This window comes from Dorea formicigenerans (assembly GCF_025150245.1).
Classification (GTDB): domain Bacteria; phylum Bacillota; class Clostridia; order Lachnospirales; family Lachnospiraceae; genus Dorea; species Dorea formicigenerans.
Genome location: NZ_CP102279.1, coordinates 1,942,059 through 1,967,141, shown reverse-complemented (window position 1 = coordinate 1,967,141; position 25,083 = coordinate 1,942,059). Strand labels below are relative to the sequence as shown.

General features: G+C 42.1%; 37 protein-coding genes. 36 read left to right on the top strand and 1 reads right to left on the bottom strand.

Annotated features, from left to right (window positions below; genetic code table 11):
• The first annotated feature begins 57 nt into the window (after positions 1-57).
• The 35 genes from NQ560_RS09625 (at position 58) to NQ560_RS09455 (ending at position 23,510) form a co-directional block, all read left to right on the top strand.
• Positions 58-288, top strand: a complete 231-nt coding sequence (locus tag NQ560_RS09625; RefSeq protein ID WP_040015316.1) for a hypothetical protein — start codon at positions 58-60, stop codon at positions 286-288.
• Positions 278-502 (top strand): hypothetical protein, encoded by a 225-nt coding sequence (locus NQ560_RS09620; RefSeq protein WP_005331431.1) that lies wholly within the window; start codon positions 278-280, stop codon positions 500-502. The genes NQ560_RS09625 and NQ560_RS09620 overlap by 11 nt, the downstream gene beginning before the upstream one ends.
• Positions 444-899: a sigma-70 family RNA polymerase sigma factor gene (locus NQ560_RS09615; RefSeq protein ID WP_005331429.1), complete on the top strand. Its 456-nt coding sequence runs from the start codon at positions 444-446 to the stop codon at positions 897-899. Before NQ560_RS09620 ends, NQ560_RS09615 begins: the two co-directional genes overlap by 59 nt.
• Positions 900-1,082: 183 nt before the next feature.
• Positions 1,083-1,640, top strand: a complete 558-nt coding sequence (locus NQ560_RS09610; RefSeq protein WP_005331426.1) for a hypothetical protein — start codon at positions 1,083-1,085, stop codon at positions 1,638-1,640.
• A gap of 85 nt (positions 1,641-1,725) precedes the next feature.
• Positions 1,726-2,487, top strand: coding sequence for a phage terminase small subunit (gene terS / locus NQ560_RS09605; RefSeq protein ID WP_005331424.1), 762 nt, complete (start codon positions 1,726-1,728; stop codon positions 2,485-2,487).
• Positions 2,405-3,808 (top strand): PBSX family phage terminase large subunit, encoded by a 1,404-nt coding sequence (locus tag NQ560_RS09600; protein WP_233420458.1) that lies wholly within the window; start codon positions 2,405-2,407, stop codon positions 3,806-3,808. The genes terS and NQ560_RS09600 overlap by 83 nt, the downstream gene beginning before the upstream one ends.
• Positions 3,795-5,204, top strand: a complete 1,410-nt coding sequence (locus NQ560_RS09595; RefSeq protein WP_005331422.1) for a phage portal protein — start codon at positions 3,795-3,797, stop codon at positions 5,202-5,204. The genes NQ560_RS09600 and NQ560_RS09595 overlap by 14 nt, the downstream gene beginning before the upstream one ends.
• 1 nt (position 5,205) lies before the next feature.
• Positions 5,206-6,882 (top strand): phage minor capsid protein, encoded by a 1,677-nt coding sequence (locus NQ560_RS09590; protein WP_005331421.1) that lies wholly within the window; start codon positions 5,206-5,208, stop codon positions 6,880-6,882.
• Positions 6,869-7,141 carry a hypothetical protein gene (locus NQ560_RS09585; protein ID WP_005331420.1) on the top strand — a complete coding sequence of 91 codons (273 nt, stop codon included), beginning with the start codon at positions 6,869-6,871 and terminating at the stop codon, positions 7,139-7,141. Before NQ560_RS09590 ends, NQ560_RS09585 begins: the two co-directional genes overlap by 14 nt.
• Positions 7,142-7,196: 55 nt before the next feature.
• Entirely contained in the window at positions 7,197-7,484 is a 288-nt protein-coding gene (locus tag NQ560_RS09580) for a ribosomal-processing cysteine protease Prp (RefSeq protein ID WP_005331419.1), read from the top strand.
• Between the two features lie 90 nt (positions 7,485-7,574).
• A complete protein-coding gene (locus NQ560_RS09575) occupies positions 7,575-8,183 on the top strand; it encodes a hypothetical protein (protein ID WP_005331414.1) in 609 nt (202 codons plus the stop codon).
• Between the two features lie 12 nt (positions 8,184-8,195).
• Complete coding sequence (locus NQ560_RS09570; protein WP_005331412.1) at positions 8,196-9,176, top strand: phage major capsid protein; 981 nt, start codon at positions 8,196-8,198, stop codon at positions 9,174-9,176.
• 6 nt (positions 9,177-9,182) lie between these two features.
• On the top strand, positions 9,183-9,587 hold the full coding sequence (locus tag NQ560_RS09565) for a head-tail connector protein (protein WP_005331411.1): 405 nt from the start codon (positions 9,183-9,185) through the stop codon (positions 9,585-9,587).
• The gene (locus tag NQ560_RS09560; RefSeq protein WP_005331410.1) at positions 9,556-9,960 is read left to right on the top strand and encodes a DUF6751 family protein; all 405 of its coding nucleotides are present in this window, start codon (positions 9,556-9,558) and stop codon (positions 9,958-9,960) included. Before NQ560_RS09565 ends, NQ560_RS09560 begins: the two co-directional genes overlap by 32 nt.
• A 3-nt stretch (positions 9,961-9,963) precedes the next feature.
• Positions 9,964-10,347, top strand: coding sequence for a minor capsid protein (locus NQ560_RS09555; RefSeq protein ID WP_005331408.1), 384 nt, complete (start codon positions 9,964-9,966; stop codon positions 10,345-10,347).
• Complete coding sequence (locus tag NQ560_RS09550; protein ID WP_005331407.1) at positions 10,334-10,753, top strand: hypothetical protein; 420 nt, start codon at positions 10,334-10,336, stop codon at positions 10,751-10,753. Before NQ560_RS09555 ends, NQ560_RS09550 begins: the two co-directional genes overlap by 14 nt.
• Positions 10,754-10,763: 10 nt before the next feature.
• Positions 10,764-11,273, top strand: coding sequence for a hypothetical protein (locus NQ560_RS09545; protein WP_005331406.1), 510 nt, complete (start codon positions 10,764-10,766; stop codon positions 11,271-11,273).
• A gap of 23 nt (positions 11,274-11,296) precedes the next feature.
• Positions 11,297-11,722, top strand: a complete 426-nt coding sequence (locus NQ560_RS09540; RefSeq protein ID WP_005331405.1) for a DUF6673 family protein — start codon at positions 11,297-11,299, stop codon at positions 11,720-11,722.
• Positions 11,723-11,728: 6 nt separating this feature from the next.
• The gene (locus NQ560_RS09535) at positions 11,729-12,292 is read left to right on the top strand and encodes a bacteriophage Gp15 family protein (RefSeq protein WP_005331404.1); all 564 of its coding nucleotides are present in this window, start codon (positions 11,729-11,731) and stop codon (positions 12,290-12,292) included.
• The gene (locus NQ560_RS09530) at positions 12,292-12,444 is read left to right on the top strand and encodes a hypothetical protein (RefSeq protein ID WP_005339844.1); all 153 of its coding nucleotides are present in this window, start codon (positions 12,292-12,294) and stop codon (positions 12,442-12,444) included. Before NQ560_RS09535 ends, NQ560_RS09530 begins: the two co-directional genes overlap by 1 nt.
• A 46-nt stretch (positions 12,445-12,490) precedes the next feature.
• Entirely contained in the window at positions 12,491-14,998 is a 2,508-nt protein-coding gene (locus NQ560_RS09525) for a phage tail protein (protein ID WP_005331402.1), read from the top strand.
• Positions 14,992-15,777, top strand: coding sequence for a hypothetical protein (locus NQ560_RS09520; RefSeq protein WP_005331400.1), 786 nt, complete (start codon positions 14,992-14,994; stop codon positions 15,775-15,777). Before NQ560_RS09525 ends, NQ560_RS09520 begins: the two co-directional genes overlap by 7 nt.
• Positions 15,771-16,772: a Gp37-like protein gene (locus NQ560_RS09515; RefSeq protein WP_005331398.1), complete on the top strand. Its 1,002-nt coding sequence runs from the start codon at positions 15,771-15,773 to the stop codon at positions 16,770-16,772. Before NQ560_RS09520 ends, NQ560_RS09515 begins: the two co-directional genes overlap by 7 nt.
• Positions 16,759-17,565, top strand: a complete 807-nt coding sequence (locus NQ560_RS09510) for a hypothetical protein (protein ID WP_207635663.1) — start codon at positions 16,759-16,761, stop codon at positions 17,563-17,565. The genes NQ560_RS09515 and NQ560_RS09510 overlap by 14 nt, the downstream gene beginning before the upstream one ends.
• 388 nt (positions 17,566-17,953) lie before the next feature.
• Positions 17,954-18,943, top strand: coding sequence for a tyrosine-type recombinase/integrase (locus NQ560_RS09505; RefSeq protein ID WP_005331394.1), 990 nt, complete (start codon positions 17,954-17,956; stop codon positions 18,941-18,943).
• Between the two features lie 205 nt (positions 18,944-19,148).
• Positions 19,149-19,421, top strand: a complete 273-nt coding sequence (locus NQ560_RS09500; RefSeq protein WP_005332047.1) for a hypothetical protein — start codon at positions 19,149-19,151, stop codon at positions 19,419-19,421.
• A 399-nt stretch (positions 19,422-19,820) separates the two neighbouring features.
• On the top strand, positions 19,821-20,192 hold the full coding sequence (locus tag NQ560_RS09495) for a hypothetical protein (protein ID WP_005331391.1): 372 nt from the start codon (positions 19,821-19,823) through the stop codon (positions 20,190-20,192).
• Positions 20,193-20,248: 56 nt separating this feature from the next.
• The gene (locus NQ560_RS09490; RefSeq protein WP_233420457.1) at positions 20,249-20,389 is read left to right on the top strand and encodes a CD1375 family protein; all 141 of its coding nucleotides are present in this window, start codon (positions 20,249-20,251) and stop codon (positions 20,387-20,389) included.
• Positions 20,390-20,402: 13 nt separating this feature from the next.
• Positions 20,403-21,293 (top strand): Ig-like domain-containing protein, encoded by an 891-nt coding sequence (locus NQ560_RS09485; RefSeq protein ID WP_005331388.1) that lies wholly within the window; start codon positions 20,403-20,405, stop codon positions 21,291-21,293.
• An 11-nt stretch (positions 21,294-21,304) separates the two neighbouring features.
• Positions 21,305-21,631, top strand: coding sequence for a PF13754 domain-containing protein (locus NQ560_RS09480; protein WP_005331386.1), 327 nt, complete (start codon positions 21,305-21,307; stop codon positions 21,629-21,631).
• On the top strand, positions 21,624-21,890 hold the full coding sequence (locus NQ560_RS09475) for a hypothetical protein (protein WP_005342159.1): 267 nt from the start codon (positions 21,624-21,626) through the stop codon (positions 21,888-21,890). Before NQ560_RS09480 ends, NQ560_RS09475 begins: the two co-directional genes overlap by 8 nt.
• Positions 21,890-22,048 (top strand): hypothetical protein, encoded by a 159-nt coding sequence (locus NQ560_RS09470; protein WP_005331384.1) that lies wholly within the window; start codon positions 21,890-21,892, stop codon positions 22,046-22,048. The genes NQ560_RS09475 and NQ560_RS09470 overlap by 1 nt, the downstream gene beginning before the upstream one ends.
• A gap of 77 nt (positions 22,049-22,125) precedes the next feature.
• Complete coding sequence (locus NQ560_RS09465) at positions 22,126-22,404, top strand: hypothetical protein (RefSeq protein WP_040015314.1); 279 nt, start codon at positions 22,126-22,128, stop codon at positions 22,402-22,404.
• Between the two features lie 5 nt (positions 22,405-22,409).
• Positions 22,410-22,673, top strand: coding sequence for a phage holin family protein (locus tag NQ560_RS09460; RefSeq protein WP_005331382.1), 264 nt, complete (start codon positions 22,410-22,412; stop codon positions 22,671-22,673).
• A gap of 39 nt (positions 22,674-22,712) precedes the next feature.
• Positions 22,713-23,510: an endolysin-like domain-containing protein gene (locus tag NQ560_RS09455; protein WP_005331381.1), complete on the top strand. Its 798-nt coding sequence runs from the start codon at positions 22,713-22,715 to the stop codon at positions 23,508-23,510.
• A gap of 22 nt (positions 23,511-23,532) precedes the next feature.
• Here the strand turns inward: NQ560_RS09455 and NQ560_RS09450 are convergent, their stop codons facing one another.
• Positions 23,533-23,799, bottom strand: a complete 267-nt coding sequence (locus NQ560_RS09450; RefSeq protein ID WP_005331380.1) for an ABC transporter substrate-binding protein — start codon at positions 23,797-23,799, stop codon at positions 23,533-23,535.
• 292 nt (positions 23,800-24,091) lie between these two features.
• On the opposite strand from NQ560_RS09450, the gene NQ560_RS09445 reads away from it, so the two are divergent.
• The gene (locus NQ560_RS09445; protein ID WP_005342384.1) at positions 24,092-24,982 is read left to right on the top strand and encodes an NAD(P)-dependent oxidoreductase; all 891 of its coding nucleotides are present in this window, start codon (positions 24,092-24,094) and stop codon (positions 24,980-24,982) included.
• The last annotated feature ends 101 nt before the right edge of the window (positions 24,983-25,083 follow it).

Below are 25,083 nucleotides of genomic sequence, written 5' to 3'. Positions count from 1 at the left end.
CAAATAACAGCACCTTGACAATTGAGAGATTGCCGGAAACGTATAAGGAGGGCGAAGATGAATAATACAGAGCTTATAGAGCGTTTGGTGGAACTGGAACGCTCAATGGTTAAAAAAAGAGATGTTGATGTAAAAGCATTTGAGGAGAAACAAAAGCGAGAGCTTGCAGATTACGAGCTTAAGAAAACATGGGAATTAAACGGATATAGTCAGGCATTAGTAGATGTCACAGATATTTTGAGAGGAGAATCACAAAACGACGAAGGAGTTGAGGACGATGAGCGATAGCAAATGCCAGCGCCTCGATGCCATATCAGACCGTGACCAGATGGCAGACCGTGAACCTTGTGAGCACGCGAAGAGGTTTATGAAGCGGCCAGCGTATTATGGAGTGCTGAGATATCTGAGGCACAAGAATATCGATACAGGGGAGGAGATAGGACGTGGAGCAGGAAGTGAAAACAGAGAACGAACAGAAGAAGGAATACCTCCGGAGCTATAAGGATCATGTGAGAAGGGTCAACCGGATCTCGGAAGAAATCAAGGAGCTACGTGAAATGATGATGTCCACGAAGGCGATTAATTATGACGGCATGCCTCATGGATCCGGAGGGCAGGGAGATCTATCCGGAGAGGTGGCACGTATCCAGGGATTGATTGATGAACTCAAGAGAGAACGTGGACTGAGGATTATGACGTATCAGGACATTGCAAGGAGAATCAAGAAGCTTAGATCAAGGAATGAGGATGATGTATTGTTCTACCGGTATATCAAGGGTATGGAGTGGTATGAGATTGCAGAACAGATGCACTATTCTGAAAGATGGGTGTTGAAGATTCATGGAAAAGCATTGGCGCATTTGGAGCTTCCGGAAAAAGAGTTCATAGAAGTTCAGTAGTACATGTGATATTATGATATCGTCGAAAGACGAACGGAAAGACGATTTCCAATTTTTCAATTTCCTCAAGAAGTACATACAAAACCTAGAAGGGACGGCTTGGCAACAGGCCGTTCTTTTGTTGCATAATGTCGTATTTTGAGATATTATGAGGGTAGGTTTTAGGTACGGGAGGAAACGAGGATGCAGGATGCAATTGAAATATTTGGAAGAATGAGTGATGATTTGAAAGGTGCAATAATAACAGCTGTTTTTACGTCCATAGTTTCTATAATCGGATTTATTTTAACGAATAAGAATATGAGTAAAAATTTGAAAAATGAATTAAAGAAAGAAAAGACGACGTTACATATTCAGAAAATGTCAGAAATGCCATATGCTATATTGATCTTAATGGATAAAATGATAAAGAAGCCCGAATCTGAGGAAGTTTTAGATGACTTTAGAAAAATTATGAACACTGTTTGTGCGTATGGGTCGAAAGATGCAATAAAAATTGCTTCTGTCATGCAGAGTGAAAATTATAAAAATCAGAAGAATAATGTTAACATGTATAGGATACTATCTTTCTATTCGTTGCTTGTTACGCAAATTAAGTTTGATGTGACTAATATTGTAAACAGTCCAGAACTTTGGTTTAAGCTCAAAATAAATGATTATGATAAAATGCGTGATGAAATGATTAAAGAAAATAATAAGATTGTAGACGAACTAGATCTGAATGAAGATTTTAAAATCTAGGATATTAATGTGAAGATGGAATTTTAAGCACTCTTAACAGGGTGCTTTTATAATGCAATAAAACAGGAAAGAGAGAGGTGGTGACGTGTCAGATGTAAAAGAACAAATTAAAAATGATTACTTATCCGGTGTCTCTCCGAAGAAATTGTCTGAGAAGTACGACACCAGTCTGAATACAATAAAGAGCTGGATCAAGCGTTACGGCTGGTCAAAGCTCAAGAAAGAACGGGGTGCACCTTCTAAGGTTGAGGGTGCACCCTCTGTTGTACCCGTAAAAAGAAAACAGGGAGGACAGCCAGGGAACAAGAATGCAACAGGTCCACCGGGAAATAAACATGCTGAGAAGTTCGGGTTCTTTTCCAAGCACCTTCCGGAGGAAACATTATCCATTATTCGGGAGATGCCGGAAGATCCGTTAGATGTCCTGTGGGATCAGATACAGATTGCTTATGCTGCTATTATCCGGGCGCAGAAGATCATGTATGTCCGTGATCAGAATGACAAAACTAAGGAAATGACCTTGGATGGAAGTGAAGCTACCGGATATGATGTACAGCAAGCCTGGGATAAACAGGCGAACTTCTTAGCGGCTCAAGCGAGAGCTCAGAAGACTCTTGAGGGAATGATTAACCGGTATGAGGATTTGTTGCATAAGAACTGGGACTTTGCTACAGAAGAACAAAGAGCTAGAATTGAGCAGATTAAGGCTAATACAGACAGGTTAAAATCTGGTGGAAATGATGATGGAGAGGACGGTGTGGTGATTGTCAACGACGCGCCAACAGGTGAAGATATCGGACATTGTGATACCGAAGTATCTGGCAATATTCAACAACAGGAAAGTTAAGCACATCATCCTGACTTCCGGACGTGCCGGCACGAAATCCAGTTACGCAGCCATTCGGACAGATTATCAGATTGTATCAGATCCGCATGGTTCTGCAGTTGTTCTTCGTAAACACCACAATAAGCTACGGAAGACTGTGTACAAAGAAATGATTCGAGGAATCAACCGCCTCGGTATTTCCAAGAAAAAATTTGCGATTACAAAGTCTCCAATGGAGATTACGTACAAAAAGTATGGCACCACCATTTATTTTTCAGGTTCAGACGGCATTGACGATACCAAGGGTATTATCGATGAGGATAAACCAATCAAGCTTGTAGTGTTAGATGAGCTGACGGAGTTCTTTGACGATGGCGAAGGCGAGGATGAGCTGAGCAATATCGAAGCGACATTTGTCCGAGGTAACAGTAGCGGATTCCAAATGATTTATTTGTATAATCCTCCGAAGAATCCAAATGCACCAATCAATCAGTGGTGCAAGAAGATGGAGAAACGTGAGGACTGCATCCATATCCACACGGATTACAGAGATGTTCCGGTCAGCTGGCTTGGACAGGCGCTGGTTGATTCTGCAGAAGCTATGAAGCGGGCAGATGAAAAGATGTACCGCTGGGTATGGCTTGGACAGGCAGTCGGTGTAGATGAGCTTATCTATTACATGTTTGGAGACCGGCACAGACAGAAGCCTGATCCGAACAGAAGATATGACAGAATTTATATTGGCGGTGATTATGGTCAACAGAATGCGACGACATTTGAAGCATTTGGACTTGATACGTATCGAAAGAAAATTCCAGGACTGGGAGAGTATTACCATAGTGGCCGTGAGACAGGAAAACAGAAGAGTCCGTCAGAATATGCACAAGACTTGGTTGAGTTCATGAATGAATTGCATGAGCAGTATGACAACCGGGTCTTTTATATTTTCCTTGATCCATCTGCAAAAGGGCTTGCGGAGGAAATTAGACGGGCGACCAGAGCAGTGAGCCTGGATTATCAGGTATTTCTAAGAGATGCTGAAAATGATGTGGCACTTGGAATCAGCCGTGTGCAGAAAGTGCTGAGTTTTGACATTATGAGCGTATCCCCAAAACAGGAATATGCGGTAAGTGAGTTCGGTACCTACGAGTACGACAAGAAATCCATTGAAAAAGGCAAGGAAGTACCTGTAAAAGAAGATGATCACTGCATGGACGCAATCCGATATTGTGTTATGGGAGCTTGGAAGAGATTAAAATACTGGCTGCCAAAAGACGAAACGGAAGAAATAGATGTATGCGATATTAGCAGGAAGGAGGTAGAGGACGATGAATATCTTTAATTATTTCAAAAAAGCTGGAATCGATACGGTAGATGCATCATTTTACCGGAAGATAGCAGAGTGGGTATCTTGGTATGAAGGAAATGTCAGAAATTTCTCTTTTTACAAGGTGTATGGCGGACGTGGAACATATAAGCGCTGCCGGAGAAAAAGCATGGGGATGGCAAAGAAACTGAGTGAAGATATTGCTGATCTCCTGCTCAATGAAAGGGTTACAATTACTCTGGACGATGAGGCTACGCATAATTTTGCGCATCAGATCCTTGATAATAACCGTTTTCTTGTTATGGGGAACGATTACCAGGAACGGAAAGCATTCACCGGGACGGTCGCATATATCCCGTATTTGGACAACGCTGAAATCACGGAGGAAGGTACAGTGATTTCCGGAAAGATTAGCATCAATTATGTGGACGCACCAAACATTTTCCCAGTCAGTTGGAACAACGGCAAGGTAACGGAGTGCATTTTCGTTTTTCCACACACAATAGCGAGAAAGAAATATGTCCAGTTGCAGTCGCATCTCTTAGAGAATGGTGAATATGTAATTAAAAACACAGTGTTACGGTGTGATTCTGGAAGCCAGGAGGGTACGGAGTTACCTGAGAAAGAGTGGAAACAGTTAAAACCATTCAAGGAGCTTGCAAAAGAAGTAAGAACGGGATCCAGCGAGGCGCAGTTCGTGATTGACAGGCTGAACATTACGAACAATGCTGATGAAAACAATCCGATGGGTGTTGCAATCTTCGCAAATGCAATTGATACGCTCAAGAAGTTGGATATTGAGTATGATTCATATTGCAATGAATTCGAGCTTGGCAGAAAGCGTATTTTTGTACGCCCGGAGATGTTGACTAATGCAGATGGTACACCAGCATTTGATCCGGACGACAGCGTATTTTATGCACTGCCAGAGGATGATGCAAATGGAGAAGGCCTTCTGAAAGAAATTGATATGTCTCTCCGGGCAGAGCAGCACAGCAAGGCAATCAATGATGATCTGAATTATCTGTCGCTAAAATGTGGGTTTGGTACAGACCGATATCAGTTCGGGGCGACTGGAGCTAAGACAGCCACAGAGATTATTTCGGAAAACTCAGATATGTATCGAATGATTAAAAAGCATGAAATACTTTTGGAAGATGCTCTGAGGCAGTTGATTCAAATTATAATCCGTCTGGGAATGATACTGGGGAATACACTGAATCCTGAATGCGAAATCACCATTGACTTTGATGATTCAATTATTGAGGACAAAGAGACAGAGCGGAGCAGAGACCGACAAGATGTCAGTATGGGAGTCATGAGTCTGGCAGAGTACCGTGCTAAATGGTATGGAGAATCAGAAGAAGATGCTGCTAAGAATCTCCCAGAGCAAAATCAGGTGATGGAGTAATATGAAAGATGATTACAAGAATAAGCTTGCAAGTAAGATCGTTGCCAGGTATCAGGATTTGGAAGAGCGTATCATGCAGGATATTGTCCGGAGGATTGTGAAAGCTGGTGAGATAACCAGCACCGCAGACTGGCAGATCAACCGGTTACGGATTTTAGGATATTCTTCGGAGGATATTGAACAGGAGATAAAGAAGACGCTCAATGCTTCTTATCCGGAAATGTTTGAGTTATACGACAAGGTGATCAACTGGGAATATGTCCGGAATAAGGATATATATGAGCAGATTAACGCTGAGTACATACCATTCGAAGAGAACGGACAGCTCAAGCAGATTACAGAAGCAATCATTGATCAGAGTTTTGATGATTTGGAGAATGTGACCAACTCCCTTGGCTTCTACCTGGACTACGGCAATGGTAAGAAGGTATTGACGCCACTTTCTCAAGTGTATACCAAATACCTTGATGCAGCATGTTACGATATTGTAACTGGTGCATTCGATTACAACAGTGTGTTGCGTAGAGTTGTGACACAGCTCACCAACAGCGGACTCCGGCAGATTGATTATTCTTCCGGGAGAGCTAACCGGGTTGATGTGGCTGCAAGAAGAGCGGTCATGACTGCAGTCAGTCAAATTACCGGAAAGATATCTGAGTACAACGCACAGAAGCTTGGAACAGAGTATTTTGAAGTGGAGTGGCATGCGGGAGCACGTCCGACTCATGCAGTGTGGCAGGGGCGTGTCTGGTCGAAAGAGCAATTGTATTCAGTCTGTGGACTGGGTACTGTGACTGGACTTCTGGGAGTCCACTGTTATCATACTTATTATCCGTTCTTCCCTGGCATTTCACAGCGCAACTGGTCTGATGATTGGCTGGAGGAGCAGAACCGGAAAGAGGCAGAACCTAAGTCATTTGACGGCAAAGAATATACCTTGTATGAAGCTAAACAGAGGCAACGACAGATGGAAACAGCTATGAGAGCGCAACGCGAGAAAGTGCGATTACTGCAGTATGGTGGCGCTGATCAGGACGAAATCATTCTGCACAAGGCAAAATATCAAGGACAGCTCAACGAGTATTCCAGGTTCTGCAGGAAGATGAGCCTCACAGAGGAACGTGAGCGTATTTATCTGGATATGCGTGGAAAAGTTGCTACGAACAACAAGAGCCAGAATTCCATGTTCCACCCAGAAATGGTTAAGAACGCATCGAAAGACGTAGCTCAGTATAAAAGATATAAAGAAGTTCTTGGAGATCCTGTTGGTTCTCTTGCTAAGTTCGGGCAGTTGAAATATAATGATAGTGAACAGTGGGAAAAGCTTCAGAATAGGTTTTCTACATATGTTGAAATCAACAAGAAAGATTGGTCGGAAGAATTTAAGAACACGTCTAAACAGGCGTATGATAGATTCAGAGAGCAAGGAGAAGAATTATCAGTTCATGCTTTGAGTCGATTACCAAGATTAAATAAGCCAGGATATGAAGTGATTCACGAAGAAGATGTGCTCGATCTAATAAAAACTATGCCGAATTATTCTGAAGGAGAAGAGAAAATGATTTGGTTCAGCCCAAGCAAACAGCTTGTAGTTATAAAAAATAAAAACTCCGGCGATATAGTTAGTATTGTTCGAAGGAAAAATAAAAAGGAGGAATGGACGGATGCAGGTCTTTAAAAAATATATGAATTATATAAAGGATTTTCTTGAAAATACTCCGGAAGATATATATGAGTTTTCTATTATCCTTGAAGATGCATTAGTTGATGAGTACGATGCAATGCATGCGGAACAGCCGAGAGCAACTGAAATATTGGCAGAAGAAACCCCAGACATTTGTGCATCAGCAGAACCGGGAATGAAACCAGAAGAGATTGAAAAATTTAAACGTGAGTTGGAAATTGAATACAACAAAGCGTTAAAAGCAGTTGTGTAGTTACCACCAGTCGATATGACCGGTGGTATTTTTGTACGCATTTTTAGGAGGTATCATGATAACTGTAACGGTAAAAAATAAAAAAATTAGCATGTCTGGCCATGCCTGCCGGAAAGATTCCAGTGGTATCGACCGGGTATGTGCTGCAGTATCAGCTCTGACATGCAGTCTAATCAATTCATTAAGGGATTTGACCGGCGATAGAATCCAGGCAGATACAGGCAGCGGCATGATGGTAATTGAATGGGAGAATCTTTCAGATGGTGGAAAACTTCTGATAGATTCATGGTTCCTGGGACTTACAGATATCAACCGGGAATACAATTGTATAGAATTTCAGTAACAAGCACCCGAGAGGGTGTTTTTATTATGTCCAAAACGTGAAGACAAGAAAAGCTCGGGAGCCTGTCGAGGCAAAACGGAGGTAAAAAGCATGAAATACAGAATGAATTTACAGCTCTTTGAAAACGGCACAGGAGCTGGCTCTGGTGGACAGGGTGGAAATGCCGGGGCTGGAAACGGCGGTCAGGGATCCGCTGGGAGCGCATCCGGAGCGCATAATACCGGAACATATACCTATGAACAGCTGGAAGAGATCGCGAGTGCAAGGGTAGAGCGTTCAGAGAGAACAGCACTTGCAAATTTCTTTCGGACGCAGGGAATGACAGAAACTGAGGTCACACAGGCAATCAATAATTTCAAAGCAGAACGTGCTGCCAATCAGCCAGACGCTGCAAAGCTCCAGAAGGAGCGTGACGATGCTTTGAATGAGGTGCAGCAGATGAAGAATGAAAAATTCTTATCTGGGAAAGGTGTGAAATCAGAAGATCTTGATTATGTCATGTTCAAGGTATCGAAACTTGTAGACGATAAGACAACATTTGAGAAAGCTGCAGAAAGATTCCTGAAGGAGAATCCAAGATTTGCAGGTGGTACGAACAGTTATCGTATTTCAACATCTGCAGGGAACACTTCTGAGGGTTCTGGTGGAGATATGAACGCTTCCATCAATGATCGTATCCGTGCTGCAGCAAGAAGATAATGGAGGTATAAAATGAATAAAAACAGAATGAATTTAAGAATGTTCCAGGACGATGTGAATATTATCGACCGTACCGGAGCAGAGTCCCTGATTCCAACCCAGGAAACAAAAGAAATTATTCAGGGTACAATTGCGCAGTCTGCAGTACTGTCAAGGGGACGTAAGCTGGCAAATATGACAAGCAAGCAATACAAGATGCCAGTTCTTGATATGCTGCCGATTGCCTATTTCGTAAATGGCGATTCTGGACAGAAAAAGACAACAAAGCAGGCATGGGATAAGAAATTTATCATTGCAGAGGAAATTGCGGTAATTGTACCGATTCCAGAATCTGTATTAGATGATTCAGACTATGATATTTGGGGCGAAGTAAAACCAAGGGTCACAGAGGCATTTGGAAATAAGATTGATGGAGCTGTACTGTTTGGTACCGATAAACCGTCTACTTGGAGAGACGATGTTGTTGCGACAGCCACAAAAGCTGGATCCGTGGTAACACTTAGCTCAGCGGATCCGCTGTATGACAAAATCATGGCAGAAGACGGTGTGATTGCCAAAGTTGAGAATTGCGGATACATGGTCAATGGTCACATGGCTGATATTTCCATGAGAGCGAAGCTTCGCGGGCTGAAAAATACCAACGGTGATCCGTTGTTCAAAACAGATATGCAGGGTTCTACACAGTATGCATTGGACGGTTCTCCAATGAACTTCCCAAACAATGGTTCATTCGATAAGACTAAGGCGCTGATGATTTCTGGAGATTTCTCACAGCTTGTATATTCCATCAGACAGGATATTACATTTAAGCTGTTTACTGAGGGTGTTGTTCAGAACACAGATGGATCTATTGCATACAACCTGATGCAGAATGACATGGTTGCACTTCGTGCAGTAATGCGTCTTGGCTGGGAGATTCCAAACCCAATCAATGCACTTGCAAAAGATAAAACCAAAAGATGTCCGTTCTCAATTCTGAAAGCAGGGGAGTAGGAGTAAATGTACGCAGATTATCCATATTATGCGGATCACTATGGCGGGGATATTCCTGAAAGGGAATATCCATCTGCTGAGCGCAGGGCTGAAGCTTATATCAGGAAACTGACTTATGTCAGAGGAAATATTTTTGCAGTTGAAAATACTGCAGTAAAAGATGCAGTGTGCGCTGTGGCTGACGTGTATTATTCCTGTAAAAAGAAGCAGGAAGCAGGTACGGTCAAGTCTGAGAGTAACGATGGCTATAGTGTATCATATGCGGTAGAACAGGCTGATGGTCAGACAATGGAAGAGCTGATCAGAAAGAAAGCGTATGAAGCTGCATCTACATATTTGCTCCCGACTGGGTGGTTATCAAGAAAGGTAGGGTGTTGTCATGCTGACGAATGCGACGATTACAATCTATAACCGAATTCCCGGAAAAAAGAACACATTTGACACCTGGCACAGAACAGTGATTAGAGATGTGCATGTGTACGTGGATCACAAGGCATCTGTTGGAGATTCCGGACTTAACAGCGCAGAAGTGTACAAGATTCGTATCCCTACAGATGTGGAGAATGCAGATCAGTATCTTCCACCAGAGGAATTTGTGAAGAAAGATAATCTGGGAGATTGCTGGACGATTCAGATTGATGATCATATTGTTCTGGGAGAATGTGACAAGGAGATTGAAAAGCCAGCAGATCTCGCAGGTGTACAACTGAGACACTGTAAAGTGTTATCCTGGTCAGACAACCGCTTCAGAGGTCTCCCGCATTGGAGAATTGGAGGTGCTTAAGAAATGGCATCAAAGAAAAATTTCAGCATTACGACTCCAAGAGGAAGCGTATTCACAGAGGTAACGGCGAACGGTTCTGTCCAAGCGAGGCTTGAATGGAATCCGTCATTTGCCCGGACAAAAGCAGAGAATTTTTCAAAAGCTCAAGAGTTTGTCGATTCCGAATGCCTGAGATATATGAATCCGCTCACGCCAAGGAGAACAGGTATGATGATTAAGTCAGCAACACTTGGAACTGTGATAGGTTCCGGATCCATTGAGTACCTGACACCTTACGCCCGCCGGCAGTATTACGAGCATAAGTCTAAAGCGAGATGGTTCGAAAAGATGAAGGCAAGCAACAAGGAGGCTATTCTGAAAGGAGCAGAGCAGATTGCAGGACGGTAAGAAGCCGATTATCCAGAGTATCCGGGATTATGTTATGACGTACCCGGATATTGATGACCGGAAAATTAATATTGATTATCTTGGCAATGGAATGGAATATTCTATAGACCCAATTGGGGCAGATCCTATTTATAAAAGATATGTAGATGGGAGCTGCCTGAAACAATTCCAGTTCGCATTCACTTCGAAAGAAGCTTATGATGGTGACGCCAGAACAGGCATTGCCAACAGTGGTTTTTATCAGGATTTTGCGGAATGGACAGAACAGAACAATTTAGACGATATCCTCCCGGAGTTGGAGGGTCACGATGCTATACGGGTAGACGTGTTGCAGTCCGGCTATTTATTTAGCACAGAGGAAGATCTGGGGCGGTATCAGATGATTTGCAGATTGATTTATAAGTAGGAGGTACAAAATGTCAGGAGCAGATACAAAAAAGAAATTAGTCGGAAGACACAAGAGAGTGGCATTTATGGACGTTGCCGGTGATGGAAAGACATATACCAGAATGACAGGATTCACGTCCATGTCTGAGAGTAAGAACGCTTCCGAGTACAGTCGCCATTATGTGGATGAAGAAAGTGAGAGAACAGATGTTGTGGGATATGCCCCATCAAACGATTATGAATTTGACCGCTATACCAATGATCTGGTACAGCAGAAAATTTCAGAAATCACAGATGATGAATTACTTGGCTCTGATGCACAGGTAAGCATCGTTGTGGTAGATCTTTTTGATATTAAGACAGATACACCGAATACATGTGTTGCTAGAAAGCGTGATTGGAGCGTTGTTCCAGACAATTCAGGAGATGGAACTGATGCATTGATCTACAAAGGTAGCCTGAAAGCCAATGGTGAGAAAATCAAGGGTACCGCCACAACAACAGACAATTGGCAGACATGTACGTTTGCAGCGGATTAATAAAAAGATAGGAGAGTGAGCCGATGAGCCTTTTTAAATACGGAAATCTCGAAGCAGAGATTGATTTTACCGATGCGGATTTCCTGGACCGCATTGATGAAGCGAAGCAGAATTTGGAAGAAGACATGAAGGGAATCCCTAAGACTGGAAAAGCAGCAGATATTGTTCGCGCACAGTGTCAGTGTTTCTTCAATTTTTTTGACTATATTCTTGGAGAGGGAACACACGAAGAGATGTTCCAGGGTAGAACCAGCCTCAACATGTGCATAGATGCATCAGATATGATTGCTAAGTTCGAGGAAGAGGAGGTTGACAAGTTGAACAAAAAGTATGACAAATATACTGTTCAGCAGCACGGAAACAGACAGCAAAAGCGCAATTATAATAAGCAACAGGGAAAGAAGCACAATAAAGGAAATGTTAGTTATTATCCTAATGGTAATAGGTAGCATGCTATGAACATTCTGATTGATAAGTTCCCCGATACGGTGTGTGTAAACGGACAAGATTATGAGGTCGAGACAGATTTCCGGGAATGGATACGATTCACGAAGTTAGTGGAAGACGAGGACGTCCCGTGGCAGATTAAGTGTCGGCTATTATTGCAGTGGTATACAGATGAAATTCCGGATGATTTGGAAGAGGCGATTGAGGCTCTAGGGGATTTTCTTACAATGAGGCAGGATGGCGAAGAATCCGATGAGCCAATGCTTCCACCAAAACAAGTGTATTCTTTCGATGAGGATATGGTTTGGATTTACAGCGCATTCCGCGAAGCATACGGAATCGACCTGCAGTCTGTGCCATATATGCACTGGTGGGAGTTTCAGACGCTGTTCATCGGACTTCCGGACAACACAGAAATCAAACAGCGCATTTTGTACCGGAACACAGACCTCCGGGATATTAAAGATAAGGACGAGCGCAAGAGAGTGAAAAAGATTCAAGAGGCAGTTGCTCTCAAGAAAAAGAAGCGCAGAAAAATGACAGATTATGAGATTGGAGATATGTTCGCGTGATGAAGCATATGATTAAGATCCCGACAGAACGAAAATGGTACAGATGTCCTTATTGCGGTAAGAAGTTATTGATTTACGAGGATACAGCCAAATGTAGCGGAGTGTATCTGAACTGCCGGGAATGTAAAAGAGAAATAAATATTAAGATTTAAAAGCACATGTGAGCCGTTGAGCCGTGCTATCAGAAAGGATGGTAGTATGGCAGACGGATATTTGAATTTTGATACCAAGATAAATGAAAAAGGTTTTAATGAGGGCGTTAGCAAACTAAGCAGTCTCGGAAAAAGCGGACTATCCATAGTGTCTAAGGCAATGACTGGAGCTGTGGCAGCTGTAGGAACCGCTGCCGGCGTAATCATTAAGTCTTCACTTGGTGTTGTTGCGAATATGGAGCAACAGGTAGGCGGTGTAGAGACACTGTTTAAGGATAGTGCGGACACTGTAATCAAGAATGCTAACCGTGCATATAAAACAGCGCAGATATCTGCAAATGATTATATGTCTACAGTCACGAGCTTTTCTGCATCTTTGTTGCAGGGACTTGGCGGGGATACAGCTAAAGCAGCAGAGATTGCAGATATGGCGCTCATCGATATGGCAGATAATGCTAATAAGATGGGTACCAACATGCAAGATATCCAGAACGCCTATCAAGGCTTCGCTAAGCAGAATTATACGATGCTCGACAACCTAAAGCTAGGTTATGGCGGTACTCAATCGGAAATGATTCGATTGATTAATGATTCTGGAATCCTAAATGAAAAGATAAGTGATCTGGACAATGTCACATTTGACCAGATGATCCAGGCAATTCATGTAATTCAGCAGAATCTTGGAATTACAGGCACTTCAGCGGAAGAGGCCGGAGAAACAATTGGAGGATCTGTTAATTCTGCTAAGGCAGCATGGGAGAATTTCCAAGGCGGAGTAATAACAAGTCAAGAGCTTGTAGAAACATTTGGAACAGCAACTCAGAATATTCTCAAGAATCTTGGTGAGATAGTCCCAAGATTGGGAAAAACCGGACTTGAAGTTGTTGGGGCAATTGCTGATAAAATTGGCAATTCCGTTCCAGCGGCGAAAGGTTTTGCTGATGCAGTTGGAAACATTACTGATAAGCTCGGCAGTATGGATACCGGACAACTTGCAAACCTTGGTAAGATGTCCGCAGTTCTGATTGGAGCTGTCCCAGCATTTTCACTGATTGGCAAGAGTGCCGGAACATTTTCTGATATTCTTGGTGGACTTGGAGATGTCACAGGAGGAGCGATTACTGCAATCGGTAAGTTTCCAGGCGGATTAAAAAATGCCAAAGGTGCAATTACTGGATTTGGTGGAAGTCTAAAGAATTTAGGCAGTTCAATTGTTGGACCATTTCAAGTATTAACGCCGAAGCTTAACAGTGTTATCGGAAAGACGTTCTCTTTTTTACCGACTAAGATTTCCGGATACGTTGGAAAGATTGGTCCTGCAGTAGCCGGAAAATTTCCTAAAATTACATCCGCATTTCAAGATTTTGGTGGGTACATCGGAGCCTGGGGAGGGCAGATAGGAACGGCATTCCAAGGAGTTCTTGGGAAAGTAGCCGGATTCATGCCCGCATTTGCAAATCTTATGGGATTTGGGGCTGTACTCGGAGTTGTAGCCGTGGGGCTTGGCTTATTATACAGCCAGTTCGGTACACAGATAGACCAGATCCTGCTTATGATGCAGACTAAGGGACCGGAGGTTATCACCAATTTCTGTAATGGAATTGTAGCAGCATTACCGAATTTGATTGCGCAAGGCGCTACGATGCTGAATAACCTCATGCTTGCGATTACAGCAAATCTACCGGCAATTATTCAAGGTGGTATTGCAATTGTATCTACTCTGATTACAGGCATTGCGCAGCAGTTACCTACATTGATTCCAACAGCGCTCATGATGATTTTGACGTTGGTCAGTTCCTTACTGTCTAACGTTGGACAATTGGTAGACGCAGGCATTAACCTATTGGTGGGACTGGCTCAGGGAGTTGTGAATGCACTTCCACAGCTAATTAATAAGGCACCGACGATTATCGGGCAGTTAGCAACAGCAATTATTTCTAATCTGCCGAAGATTTTGCTTGCCGGGATTAAGATCATAACAATTCTAGGAACCGGACTTATCCAGGCAGTGCCACAGCTTATTAGTAAGATTCCATCGATTATCAGCCAAGTAAAGAACGCTTTTACAAGTGTTGATTGGGGCAGCGTCGGAATGAACATCATTAAAGGAATTGCGAACGGCCTCAAGGGTGCCGCAGGAGCAATTGTAGATGCGGCAAAGAGCGCAGCAGAAAGCGCACTGAATGCGGCCAAGAATTTCCTTGGTATCCATTCCCCGTCACGTGTATTCCGTGATCAGGTTGGAAAGATGATGGCTCTTGGAATGGGAATCGGATTTGAGCGGAATATTCCAGTCAAGTCCATGAGTACCGGAGTTCAGAGGGCTGTAGCTGGATTACAAAAATCCGTAGACATTGCACTGTCTGCAAGAACTTCTGATAAAACTGTAGGAGGCGTGAAGAATATGCCGGGATTCGATAATAATGATATTGATTATGACAGACTGGAAAAAATCCAAATGAAAGCAGCGGATAAGCTTGCAAAACGTCCGATATTTCTTGATACGAAACGGATAGACACACCATTACCGGAAGGAGCGGTACCTGTATGGTAAAAGCGTATTATAAAAATAGTAAAGGAGAGGTGCTTTGGTTGACCAGGGCGCCTTTTCGTACAATCGATGCAGACTGGTTTGACAGTACGTGGAAAGAGAGCGACAGCGGATATGAGAAAACTGTGACACTGGATGTATTTGGAAAGAGAGAAGAGTTCATACAGAACATGGAAACACTGTATAAAATCATTTCTGTTGATGCTGAAACGGGCAATTACGGACGTTTGTATGTCAATGATACATTTCTTCCGTGTCAGATTTATACAACCAAGAAAACAGGATGGAAAGGGTATGTGTATACCGAAGTAGAGCTTACCTTCCTTGCTCCGGAATTGTCCTGGATCACAATCCTGGATAAAAGATTTTATCCACAGATTAAGCCAGCGCCAGACAGTGGGTTGGATTTTTCAGCAGACATTCCATTTGATTTTACAAATGAGAAACGCGGATCCAGTTCATTTGAAATCAATCATATTATTCCGTCGGATTTTGAGATGATTGTTTACGGTCCATGCATCAATCCGAAGGTGCTTATTAATGGATATCCGTATGAAATCTTAACCACGTTAGAAGGTAATGAATATCTGATTCTTAATACCGCAGAACAGACGATTACGAAGTATCTGTCTAATGGCACGACAGATAACCTGTTTAACGTAAGAGGATATGATTATTCAGTTTTTGAAAAGATTCCACCGGGGCTTATAAATGTGAACTGGAGCGGAGACTTTGGAATAGATCTATATGTTTTTCTGAAGCGGAAGGAGGCAGCATGGTAATACTGGCTACCAAAGAGCGGGAGCTCGGGACAGCACCGCTGAAAAAAGCAAATTGTTCCTTTGATGTGAATGGAAATAAGATATTTTCGGTAAAGATTGCCAGGTGTTATTGGACAGATGAAATGACATTCGGGAATATGGTATATATTCCAGATACAGAGTTTGGTGGAATTATTGGAAAGGTTCTTACCAGCACGACATTGGATTATGTAGAACTGAAAGGGTATACGTGGCGGGGAAGATTGGAGCAAAAGATCATATCTCCGCCAGCTGGAAGTGATTACAAGATTGTGTCTGGAGAATTAAATGCAGTGCTTAAGTCGCTTATTGAACCGGAATATGACGGACTTTTTATTGTGTCAGGCAAGGATACGGGAATATCGGTCAATAGTTATCAATTCGACAGATACTGTACTCTGCTAGATGGTGTCACAAAGATGCTGAAAAGTAAAGGTTGCAGGCTTGATATCCAACACAGGAGAGAACAAGGCGTTCCAGGATATGTGCTGATCAGAGCAGTTCCAATTGAAGATTATTCTGATCAAATCGAACTGTCCAAGGATTGTGGGTTGAATTACACAATGGAAGACATCCGGGATGGAGTGAATCATTTGATTGTAACCGGCAAGGGAGAATTGCAAGACAGAAATGTCTTCCACTTGTATGTCTGGCCAGATGGAACTATCAAGAAGATGCAATATTATAAAGGGCTGGACGAGATATCTCAAGTGTACGAAAATACATCAACTGAGACAGATCAACTGGAAGAACAATCAGTTAAGAAATTGCAGGAGATTATGAGCAAAAAGAAATTTAGTATGGGTGTTGAGAAACTTGGAATTGATGTGCATATTGGAGATGTAGTAGGTGGCCGTGATTATCTGACCGGTATGTACGGAGCAAAGCCAGTTGAAAATATCATTTGCAGTATTACGGCCGGAGTTGTGTCAAAAGAATATGAATTGGAAGGAGAAAATGATAATGGAAATAGTTAGCGGAAGAACCGGAAAACCTCATGTGACGAGTCAACAGTTTCGCCAACTCATAGAGGGGACCGTGGGACAAGAGAGCTGCATATTGGCATCTGGAGAAAATTTAGAACCAGAGCTTGCATCTAATAATTCCTTGAAAATACGTAGCGGAATGTTAGCACATCATGGAAACATTTCCAGCGTGAAGATTGGAACATATGACGCGGTGAACCTTAGCAATGGCAGCCAGGGAATGAAGCGTATCGACCTTGTTGTGTGCCGGTACACCAGAAATGCTGAAACAGAAGTTGAAAGCTGCAATTGGGTTGTGATTATGGGAACACCTGTTTCGTCAAATCCTGTAGCGCCAACGTATACAGTTGGAAATTTACAGGAGGGCGACCTTGTAGATGACTGCCCGGTATTCGAGGTCCATTATGATGGGATTAATGTGACAGAGGTAAAAAAAATACTATCTGTAGCACCGAATCTTACTGAATTAAATAGCAAAACAAGTTATAACTTCGATTCTTTATCTTGGACGAATCCCACATATCATATTACAAAGAAATCTGGCATTATACATATTGATTATCATTGCGTTGTAAGTGGTGGAGCACCGGGTATATCCTTTTTAGTTGCAAAGCTTCCTAGTTCAATATATCCGAAAAATACAATTAAGTCTCAAGCTTGGACAGCAAATGGAAGCTCGCAACGTCATGGTGCTTCCATTGAGATCAAGCCAAACGGACAGATATGTCTTGTGGCTGGCGATTCGTTCGTAGAAGCTGGTTTTACGGTTTCGTACCCATTATAACTATTTGCGCTGTATCAAAATAGTTGCATCAACAACTTGCCAAGGAAGTAAATTTACACCAGATGCGCCAGGTGTTGAGCAATATACATATAGTCCACCTTGTTCAGAAAGACAAGCTACTTTGTAATCGATTGGCACAGCTCCAGCGCCTTGTATATTGAGTCCAAACAATTCTACGGTAACCTCTTCTGGTCTCCAAGGAATTGATAGTTGATTTGTTTGTATAATCCCGTTATTGGAATTTCCGAACTGTAATCTGTAAACACACTTCCCAAGGAAGGATTGTTTCTACTCAGCGAGTGATACTATTTTGCTATTTTATTAAGCAACGAATTGTTGCATCATATGAATTTCCTACATGCTACCATAAAGCAAAAAGGAGATCGATATGGAACAACGGATTATGGAAGTGTTAAGTAGAATGCAACCAGTCTTGGAGGACGAGGAACTCCGGGAGCTTAAGAATGTGCTGCATATGGTATTCGCTGGGTGCGACGTTGCACAAAAGACAGAGGTACAATGCGTGGATGATTCCTGGAGGATTGACCTGGAAGATTACTTAATGTCTAAGGCATTGGAGGGCAAGAGTGTTGATACGGTTAATCGGTATCGATATGAGCTGACAAGATTGTTATCATACATCAATAAGGCAGTGGCAGACATAACAGACGGGGATATATCAAGTTACTTGAGAGCCTACAAGAATATCAGGGCAGTGAAAAATAGTACGCTAAAGGGAGTACGTGCAGTATACAGTAGCTTTTTCGTGTGGCTCAGAGACAGAGATCGGGTAAGGCGAAATCCGATGGTACTGGTGGAATCAATCAAGGTGGAGAAACGCATCAAGCGTCCATTCACAGATGCGGAACGTGAGCAGTTGCTTAGAAGCTGTGCAACTATCCGGGACAAGGCTATGATGGAATTCTTATATTCCACGGCGGTCAGAGTGTCGGAGCTTGCAAGCCTTAATAGAGATGATATTCGTTGGAGCAGTAAGGATTTAATTGTATACGGTAAGGGTGGAAAAGAAAGGACGGTGTACCTGAATGAACGCACGAACATGTATCTGCAGGAATACCTGCAGAGCAGAACCGATAATAATCCGGCATTATTTGTAGGACTTAAGAGTCCACACAATCGGCTATCGAAGGCTGGAATAGAAGATATGATAAGACGTACCGGAGAACGTGCAGGAGTCGAAAAGGCTCATCCACACAGATTTCGAGGTACGTCCATTACTAATGCCATTAACAGAGGCATGCCGTTACAGGAAGCTTCTATCATGGCCGGGCACGCCAAAACTGAGACGACAATGCTCTACTGCAGCGTTGATCAGGAATCGGTGAAGTATCACCACAAGAAATATTTAAGCGCATAGCATAAATAAAAAAGTAGTAGCTTTTCTCTTACCACAATTCACACTCACACTCGGCAATGGTCGGGTGCTTTTGTTATGCGCTTTTATATATGTAACTTTATTAATGCAAGAAAGGAGGAGTACTTAATAAAATAGCAATAGCATAATTGAATCTGGTCATAATGATAATGGATATTATCGCAAATACGCTGATGGCACACTTGAAATGTGGGGAAGTAAACGTTTTGAGGATATAAATATGCAAACTCCAGATAATTGGAATTATTATTCTGGTGGAAAAGTTAATGTTCCCCTCCCAATGGAATCCAAAACCTGGGTTTCAGTTATAGCAACAGCAGCCGGATCATGTGCTCCTTGGATTTCAATTCCATTAAATGGGTTTGGAACAAAGTTATTTCAAGCATGGATATATTCTTCAAGCAAATCTGCAAGCGAAATAATAACGATTTTTTGGCGTTGCTTTGGAACATGGAAATAGTTTGCCTATCGCTGCTTCTGACTAAAATGCTTATGGATATATGTAAACCATTCTGTAATTAATACGAACACTACAGCTTAGCTTTTGTGAAAAATACTGATATAAGTGCCCTTGCCAATTTTCTACCCCTAAAAAGCGTGTATTCGTAGCTTCGTTATCACCGTTATATGTATTTATGCTGAGTCGGGTTAAATAATATGAATTACCAAAAATTTCTCTTAGCTTATCTTTGTCAAATAAGCGTGTATAATCTGTGCCTTGAACTTCTTTGATAATACTGCCAGATACAATTTTTATTTTCCCGTCACACAGGCTACATATCTGATATTCATTATCATTTTCTATGATGTGTATTGTTTTGCTATTTTATTAAGTATTCCTCCTGGAAAGGAGTAACAATTGAAGATTATTTTCAATGACGCAACGGAACTGGTTGTCCAGTCTGCAACAATTCGCGGAGACGGAGGACTACTAATCAAAACGATTTCTGATACAGAAGCGAATTTGAAAAACATGTTCCAGGATCAGACAAAAACCAAGAAGATGACCGTGACAGAACGGGAGTCCACATTGGGGGAGTATGAGAATTACACCAATATGGACGCTATCGTGAAGTATACGGCTGGAATTACCGGTGTGATTCTCTACAAAGTTGGAGAGACACCAGCAGAAAAAATAGAGGCTTTAGCATCAGAGAATGCTGGACTGAAAAAGACTGTTGATATGCTCCAGGAATGCATTCTTGAAATGTCAGAGTTGGTATATCAATAATGGTAACTCTATTAACAAACTTATTCATATTATTACAAAACAATGGAGGTAAAGAAATGATGGCAATGTTATGGGCACAGCAGATTATGTTAGGAAAGAAAACTTATAAGCAGGTACCGAGACTTTTAAAGGATAAGGTAAAAGAGATTCTGGAAGATTCTGGAATGGGTGAACTTGTTACAGAAGCGACAGAGTAGGAGGGCAACGTAGATGGCAGTAAAAACAGTACAGTATGTATTTAATGGTCAGACATATGATCTGACGTTTGATGCATCTACAGGAGAGTATAAAGCAGCAGTCCCGGCGCCTAGCAAATCCAGTTACTCACAAGATGGTCATAAATATGGGGGCTCTGTAATAGCTACAGATGATGCCGGAAACTCAACTACAATAACTCAAAGTGATGCTACTTTCGGAGCAAATCTGTTACTTCGCGTCCTTGAAAAAGTTGCACCGACACTTGTCTTCACTTACCCGACAGCTGGCGCCTACATTACCAATGCAACACCGGTTATTAAATTCAAGGTGACAGATGATGACTCTGGGGTTAATCCAGATACAATCGTTATCAAAGTTGATGGCGCAAAAGTTACAACTGCATTCACAAAAACAGCAGTCACAGGTGGTTACGAATGCTCCTACACGCCGGGAACAGCACTGGCAGATGGCGCGCATACTATTTCAATTGAAGCATCTGATTTTGATGGAAACGCTGCAACAGCTAAGACGGTCACATTTACGATTGATACAATTCCACCGACACTTACTCTTACAAATCCAGCAGATGAACTTATCACAAATGATGCAGCTCTGGTTGTATCTGGTAAAACAGACGATGTTACATCTAAACCTGTCACAGTTACAGTAAACGGTGCATCCGTTGCAGTTAATTCTGATGGTTCATTCAGCAAGGAAATCACTCTTGTTAATGGTTCTAATACAATTACTGTTGTTGCAACGGATAAGGCTGGCAAGACTACAACTGTAACACGTAAGGTTACTCTTGATACTGGCGCACCGGTATTTGAGAAAGTTACTCTTACTCCTAACCCAGTTGATTGCGGTAAGACATTCGTTATCTCTGTTAAGGTGGTAGACTAAGGAGGTACCGTATGGTTACGAAAGTAATCGGTAAGGTCGATGGAAAAGAAGTTGTCTTTGAGCGTGCAGAGGGGGACTTGTGGAACACCACAGTCCCTCTTGATTTAGATGGAATGTATGTGGTTGAAGTTACAGCTTATGACGATGCGGAAAACGTAGCGTTTTGTACAAAGATACTGTTGATTGTGGATCCAACTACGCTATGCGCGCAGCTTGTCGCGTTTGATTATTTTGCCGAAGTCGTTCCGGAAGAATATGATGCCATCATGCAAAATGATGATTTTCAAGTAGAGGCAGTGTATCCGTGTCATCATGGAAGGGGGTGTTGCTGTGAATAAGGTAAAATTTATTCTAGGAGAAGATAAGCACGTAAAACTTCTGATCAGAAGTCCCAACGATGAACCATTCACGATATTAAGCGCCCATTACAGTCTTCTCAGGTACGGGGAAGCGGAAGCGAGCGGAGAGTGTGAGATAGATGGTCATTATCTTGACGTGAAAATCTCGCCACAGAACAAGGCATGCTATGTGCTGGAAATCACATACGTGGTTGGTGATTCGACGAGAAAGGCAAGGATAGAAGTGGAGGTAATCTGATGCTTGAAATTACAAATGTGAAGTTAAGCAAGAACACGGTGAATACTGGGGAAAAGTATGTAATTTCCGTAGATATTAATGAGATAATAGATTACCCTTACGACTATCCTTATGACTTTCCTGTATCATGTACAAGAAAAGCAGAGCCTAAAAAGTAGGTGAACACATGGAAATTAGAGCAAGACCCTAGAGGTCTTTTTATTTTACGCAAAATTTAAGAATCGAGGTACATAGAGTGTATGTAGACGTAAACACAATCATTATGGCCGGAAGTCTGTTGACAGCCGTAGTGGTTATTTTTTCTGCTGTTTTTGCGGTGTACAAGTGGTACTTAAAGCAGAATCAGCAGGACGTAGAAATTGAAAGAGTAAAGTCAGAACAATGCTTGCTGACTTATGGAATTCTCGCTTGCTTGAAAGGACTTAAGGAGCAGGGGTGTAATGGTCCAGTAACTGAGGCAATAGACAAGATTGAGAAGCATATAAATAAGCAAGCGCATGATCAGGAGGATTAGATGATATGGATATTACAACATTAGGAACAGTAGTTGGAATCGTAGCAATCTGCTATGTGATTGGACTTGGCTGTAAGGCTTATGAGAAAATTCCGGACAAATGGATTCCGGTCATCATGGCTGTATGTGGCGGAGCTCTGGGCGTTGCCGGACTCTACACGATGCCGGACTTTCCGGCCGGAGATGTGATTAATGCAATTGCGGTCGGAATGGCGAGTGGGTTGGCAGCGACCGGAGTAAATCAGTTGTATAAACAGCAGTGTAAGTAGAGGGCGAGTAATCGTCCTCTTATTGATAGGAGTGATATTATGGCAGTAAGAATTGGAAGCGCACGTATTAATGAGAAGGGCACCACCACCGGAGGAAAAGCCGGAGATCAGACCGGTGGAGAAGTGTCTATACAGAATTACTATCTGCACAGAAAAGGTTGGTACGTAGCAAGACCGAAAGATCCAACTGTAGCAGAGAAGATTGCACAGGCAATGGAAGCAGCGTGCAACAATAATCACATCGGTTATTGCCAGGCACACAGAGACAGCCTTAGAAAGATTGCGGTTAAGTATAACTATAATCTCAGCAAGGTCAATGTTGATGTGGAGGTAGATTGCTCTGCACTGGTCAGAGTATGTTGCTTATATGCCGGAATACAGGTTGGAGATTTCAACACAGCGTCAGAGCTGGAAACCTTGCGAAAGATAGGAGCGTTCGAAATCCTGAAAGATGATAAGCGCTGCAAGGAAAGTACATATCTGAAACGAGGGGATATTCTTGTTACACGCACAAAGGGACATACAGTTGTAGTCCTGGACAATGGATCTGGAGTGACTTCCGCTTCAAAGAGTACCAGAGCTTATGTCGTCGGACAAGTCTATACAACACAGGTGGACGACCTGAGCGTCCGAACCGGTCCGGGAACCAATAATCCGGAAAAATCTTATGCGGAGTTATCCAGTAATGCACAGCAACACGCGCACGATAACGGGAGACTCAAGAAAGGCACTCGCGTAACCTGCAAGGACGTCCGCAAGAACGGTAGTGACATCTGGATCAAGATTCCAAGCGGCTGGATTGCTGCATATTATGGTGGAAAGAAGTATGTAGGATAGCGGTGTAAAGGTTTTGCACTAACTATATGACTCCAAATCCTGTGACCAGGTTGAGATTAATACCTTCTTCTTCAAAATAACCTTTTTCAATAGCAACATACATAGGTGCATAAAAGATAGAATGAGCTACTTCATTAAGTGTTACTGGCGTAAGGTTTTCTTCTTTGTTTGTTTTATCAGTGTTTATAATGGCTGAAGCATGTTTTGTCTCTTTTGTCTGGGAACAGCCAAAGAGAGCTGTCATTGACAATGCAAGAAGTAAAAGAAGTACAGAAATACGTTTTATCATACAGTCCTCCGTTAATAATTTTTTATGTTATATAGTATATTCAGTGTTGTAAAACAGGTGCTGCTTTAATGAAGTGTATTTATAAATTGTAACAGAATCTTAAACAGTAGTTTGTTTGGCAAATGGTGGGGCATAATAGAGAAACATATAATTGACATTATAAAACATATGGCGTATTCTGAATGAAATGGGGAGTATTTGTATGCTCCCCCACAGAATACAATTCAGAGGCATAGAAAGAACTTTGAAAGCATTCTTGAATACATATAATAGAAGAAACAGGAGAAAGACTATGAAGAAAATCGGATTTATCGGTGTTGGAATCATGGGGAAGTCCATGGTCAAAAATCTTATGAAAGCGGGATTTGAACTACATATATATGCAAGAACAAAGAGTAAAGTGAATGATGTGATAGAGGAAGGTGCTATCTTTCATGAGACGATTGGAGAATGTGTAAGAGCAAGTGAAGCTGTGATTACAATGGTAGGATTTCCTCAGGATGTGGAAGAAGTTTATTTTGATGAAGGAAATATTATGGATCAGGCAGAGAAAGGAATGTATCTGATTGATATGACAACGACCAGTCCGATGATTTCCAAGAAAATATATGAAGAAGGTAAAAAGAAAGGAGTTCATGTTGTAGATGCGCCGGTGACCGGAGGTGATACAGGAGCAAAGGCAGGAACACTTTCTATTCTGGTCGGTGGCAACAAGGAAGATTATGAGGCTTGTATGCCGTTATTTGAAGCTATGGGAACGAATATCAATTATCAGGGAGAAGCTGGATGTGGACAGCATGCCAAGATGGTGAATCAGATCATGATTGCCGGAACCATGTCAGGACTTTGTGAGGCACTTAGCTATGCAAAAGCAAAAGATTTGGATTGTGAGACTGTATTAAAATCTGTTGCGACAGGAGCAGCCGGAAGTAAGCAGCTAGATTTCTTTGGAGAGAAGATACTACACGGAGATTATACTCCTGGATTTTTTATGAAACATTTTATTAAGGATATGAAGATTGCTTTGATTGAGGCAAATCAGTGTGAGCTGGATTTGGATGTGCTTAGTCAGACACTTGCAAATTATGAAGTTTTGGAAGCAGAAGGGTATGGTGATCTTGGAACACAAGCGTTGATCAAATATTATGAAGAAGGTTACAATGAAGAAATCATTGAAGACTAGGATGGAAAGATTCAACAGAAATTAGAATGTGGAAACTAAGATGGAAAGATTCTGTGGAAACGTTGACATTTTCCTTGAAATCCGATATCATATACTTTATC

Coding starts and splice junctions, on each gene's coding strand:
- NQ560_RS09625 (WP_040015316.1), top strand. CDS start 58: ATGAATAATACAGAGCTTATAGAGCGTTTGGTGGAACTGGAACGCTCA.
- NQ560_RS09620 (WP_005331431.1), top strand. CDS start 278: ATGAGCGATAGCAAATGCCAGCGCCTCGATGCCATATCAGACCGTGAC.
- NQ560_RS09610 (WP_005331426.1), top strand. CDS start 1,083: ATGCAGGATGCAATTGAAATATTTGGAAGAATGAGTGATGATTTGAAA.
- NQ560_RS09595 (WP_005331422.1), top strand. CDS start 3,795: ATGAATATCTTTAATTATTTCAAAAAAGCTGGAATCGATACGGTAGAT.
- NQ560_RS09590 (WP_005331421.1), top strand. CDS start 5,206: ATGAAAGATGATTACAAGAATAAGCTTGCAAGTAAGATCGTTGCCAGG.
- NQ560_RS09585 (WP_005331420.1), top strand. CDS start 6,869: ATGCAGGTCTTTAAAAAATATATGAATTATATAAAGGATTTTCTTGAA.
- NQ560_RS09580 (WP_005331419.1), top strand. CDS start 7,197: ATGATAACTGTAACGGTAAAAAATAAAAAAATTAGCATGTCTGGCCAT.
- NQ560_RS09575 (WP_005331414.1), top strand. CDS start 7,575: ATGAAATACAGAATGAATTTACAGCTCTTTGAAAACGGCACAGGAGCT.
- NQ560_RS09570 (WP_005331412.1), top strand. CDS start 8,196: ATGAATAAAAACAGAATGAATTTAAGAATGTTCCAGGACGATGTGAAT.
- NQ560_RS09565 (WP_005331411.1), top strand. CDS start 9,183: ATGTACGCAGATTATCCATATTATGCGGATCACTATGGCGGGGATATT.
- NQ560_RS09560 (WP_005331410.1), top strand. CDS start 9,556: ATGCTGACGAATGCGACGATTACAATCTATAACCGAATTCCCGGAAAA.
- NQ560_RS09555 (WP_005331408.1), top strand. CDS start 9,964: ATGGCATCAAAGAAAAATTTCAGCATTACGACTCCAAGAGGAAGCGTA.
- NQ560_RS09545 (WP_005331406.1), top strand. CDS start 10,764: ATGTCAGGAGCAGATACAAAAAAGAAATTAGTCGGAAGACACAAGAGA.
- NQ560_RS09540 (WP_005331405.1), top strand. CDS start 11,297: ATGAGCCTTTTTAAATACGGAAATCTCGAAGCAGAGATTGATTTTACC.
- NQ560_RS09535 (WP_005331404.1), top strand. CDS start 11,729: ATGAACATTCTGATTGATAAGTTCCCCGATACGGTGTGTGTAAACGGA.
- NQ560_RS09530 (WP_005339844.1), top strand. CDS start 12,292: ATGAAGCATATGATTAAGATCCCGACAGAACGAAAATGGTACAGATGT.
- NQ560_RS09525 (WP_005331402.1), top strand. CDS start 12,491: ATGGCAGACGGATATTTGAATTTTGATACCAAGATAAATGAAAAAGGT.
- NQ560_RS09520 (WP_005331400.1), top strand. CDS start 14,992: ATGGTAAAAGCGTATTATAAAAATAGTAAAGGAGAGGTGCTTTGGTTG.
- NQ560_RS09515 (WP_005331398.1), top strand. CDS start 15,771: ATGGTAATACTGGCTACCAAAGAGCGGGAGCTCGGGACAGCACCGCTG.
- NQ560_RS09510 (WP_207635663.1), top strand. CDS start 16,759: ATGGAAATAGTTAGCGGAAGAACCGGAAAACCTCATGTGACGAGTCAA.
- NQ560_RS09505 (WP_005331394.1), top strand. CDS start 17,954: ATGGAACAACGGATTATGGAAGTGTTAAGTAGAATGCAACCAGTCTTG.
- NQ560_RS09500 (WP_005332047.1), top strand. CDS start 19,149: ATGTGGGGAAGTAAACGTTTTGAGGATATAAATATGCAAACTCCAGAT.
- NQ560_RS09490 (WP_233420457.1), top strand. CDS start 20,249: ATGATGGCAATGTTATGGGCACAGCAGATTATGTTAGGAAAGAAAACT.
- NQ560_RS09485 (WP_005331388.1), top strand. CDS start 20,403: ATGGCAGTAAAAACAGTACAGTATGTATTTAATGGTCAGACATATGAT.
- NQ560_RS09480 (WP_005331386.1), top strand. CDS start 21,305: ATGGTTACGAAAGTAATCGGTAAGGTCGATGGAAAAGAAGTTGTCTTT.
- NQ560_RS09470 (WP_005331384.1), top strand. CDS start 21,890: ATGCTTGAAATTACAAATGTGAAGTTAAGCAAGAACACGGTGAATACT.
- NQ560_RS09460 (WP_005331382.1), top strand. CDS start 22,410: ATGGATATTACAACATTAGGAACAGTAGTTGGAATCGTAGCAATCTGC.
- NQ560_RS09455 (WP_005331381.1), top strand. CDS start 22,713: ATGGCAGTAAGAATTGGAAGCGCACGTATTAATGAGAAGGGCACCACC.
- NQ560_RS09450 (WP_005331380.1), bottom strand. CDS start 23,799: ATGATAAAACGTATTTCTGTACTTCTTTTACTTCTTGCATTGTCAATG.
- NQ560_RS09445 (WP_005342384.1), top strand. CDS start 24,092: ATGAAGAAAATCGGATTTATCGGTGTTGGAATCATGGGGAAGTCCATG.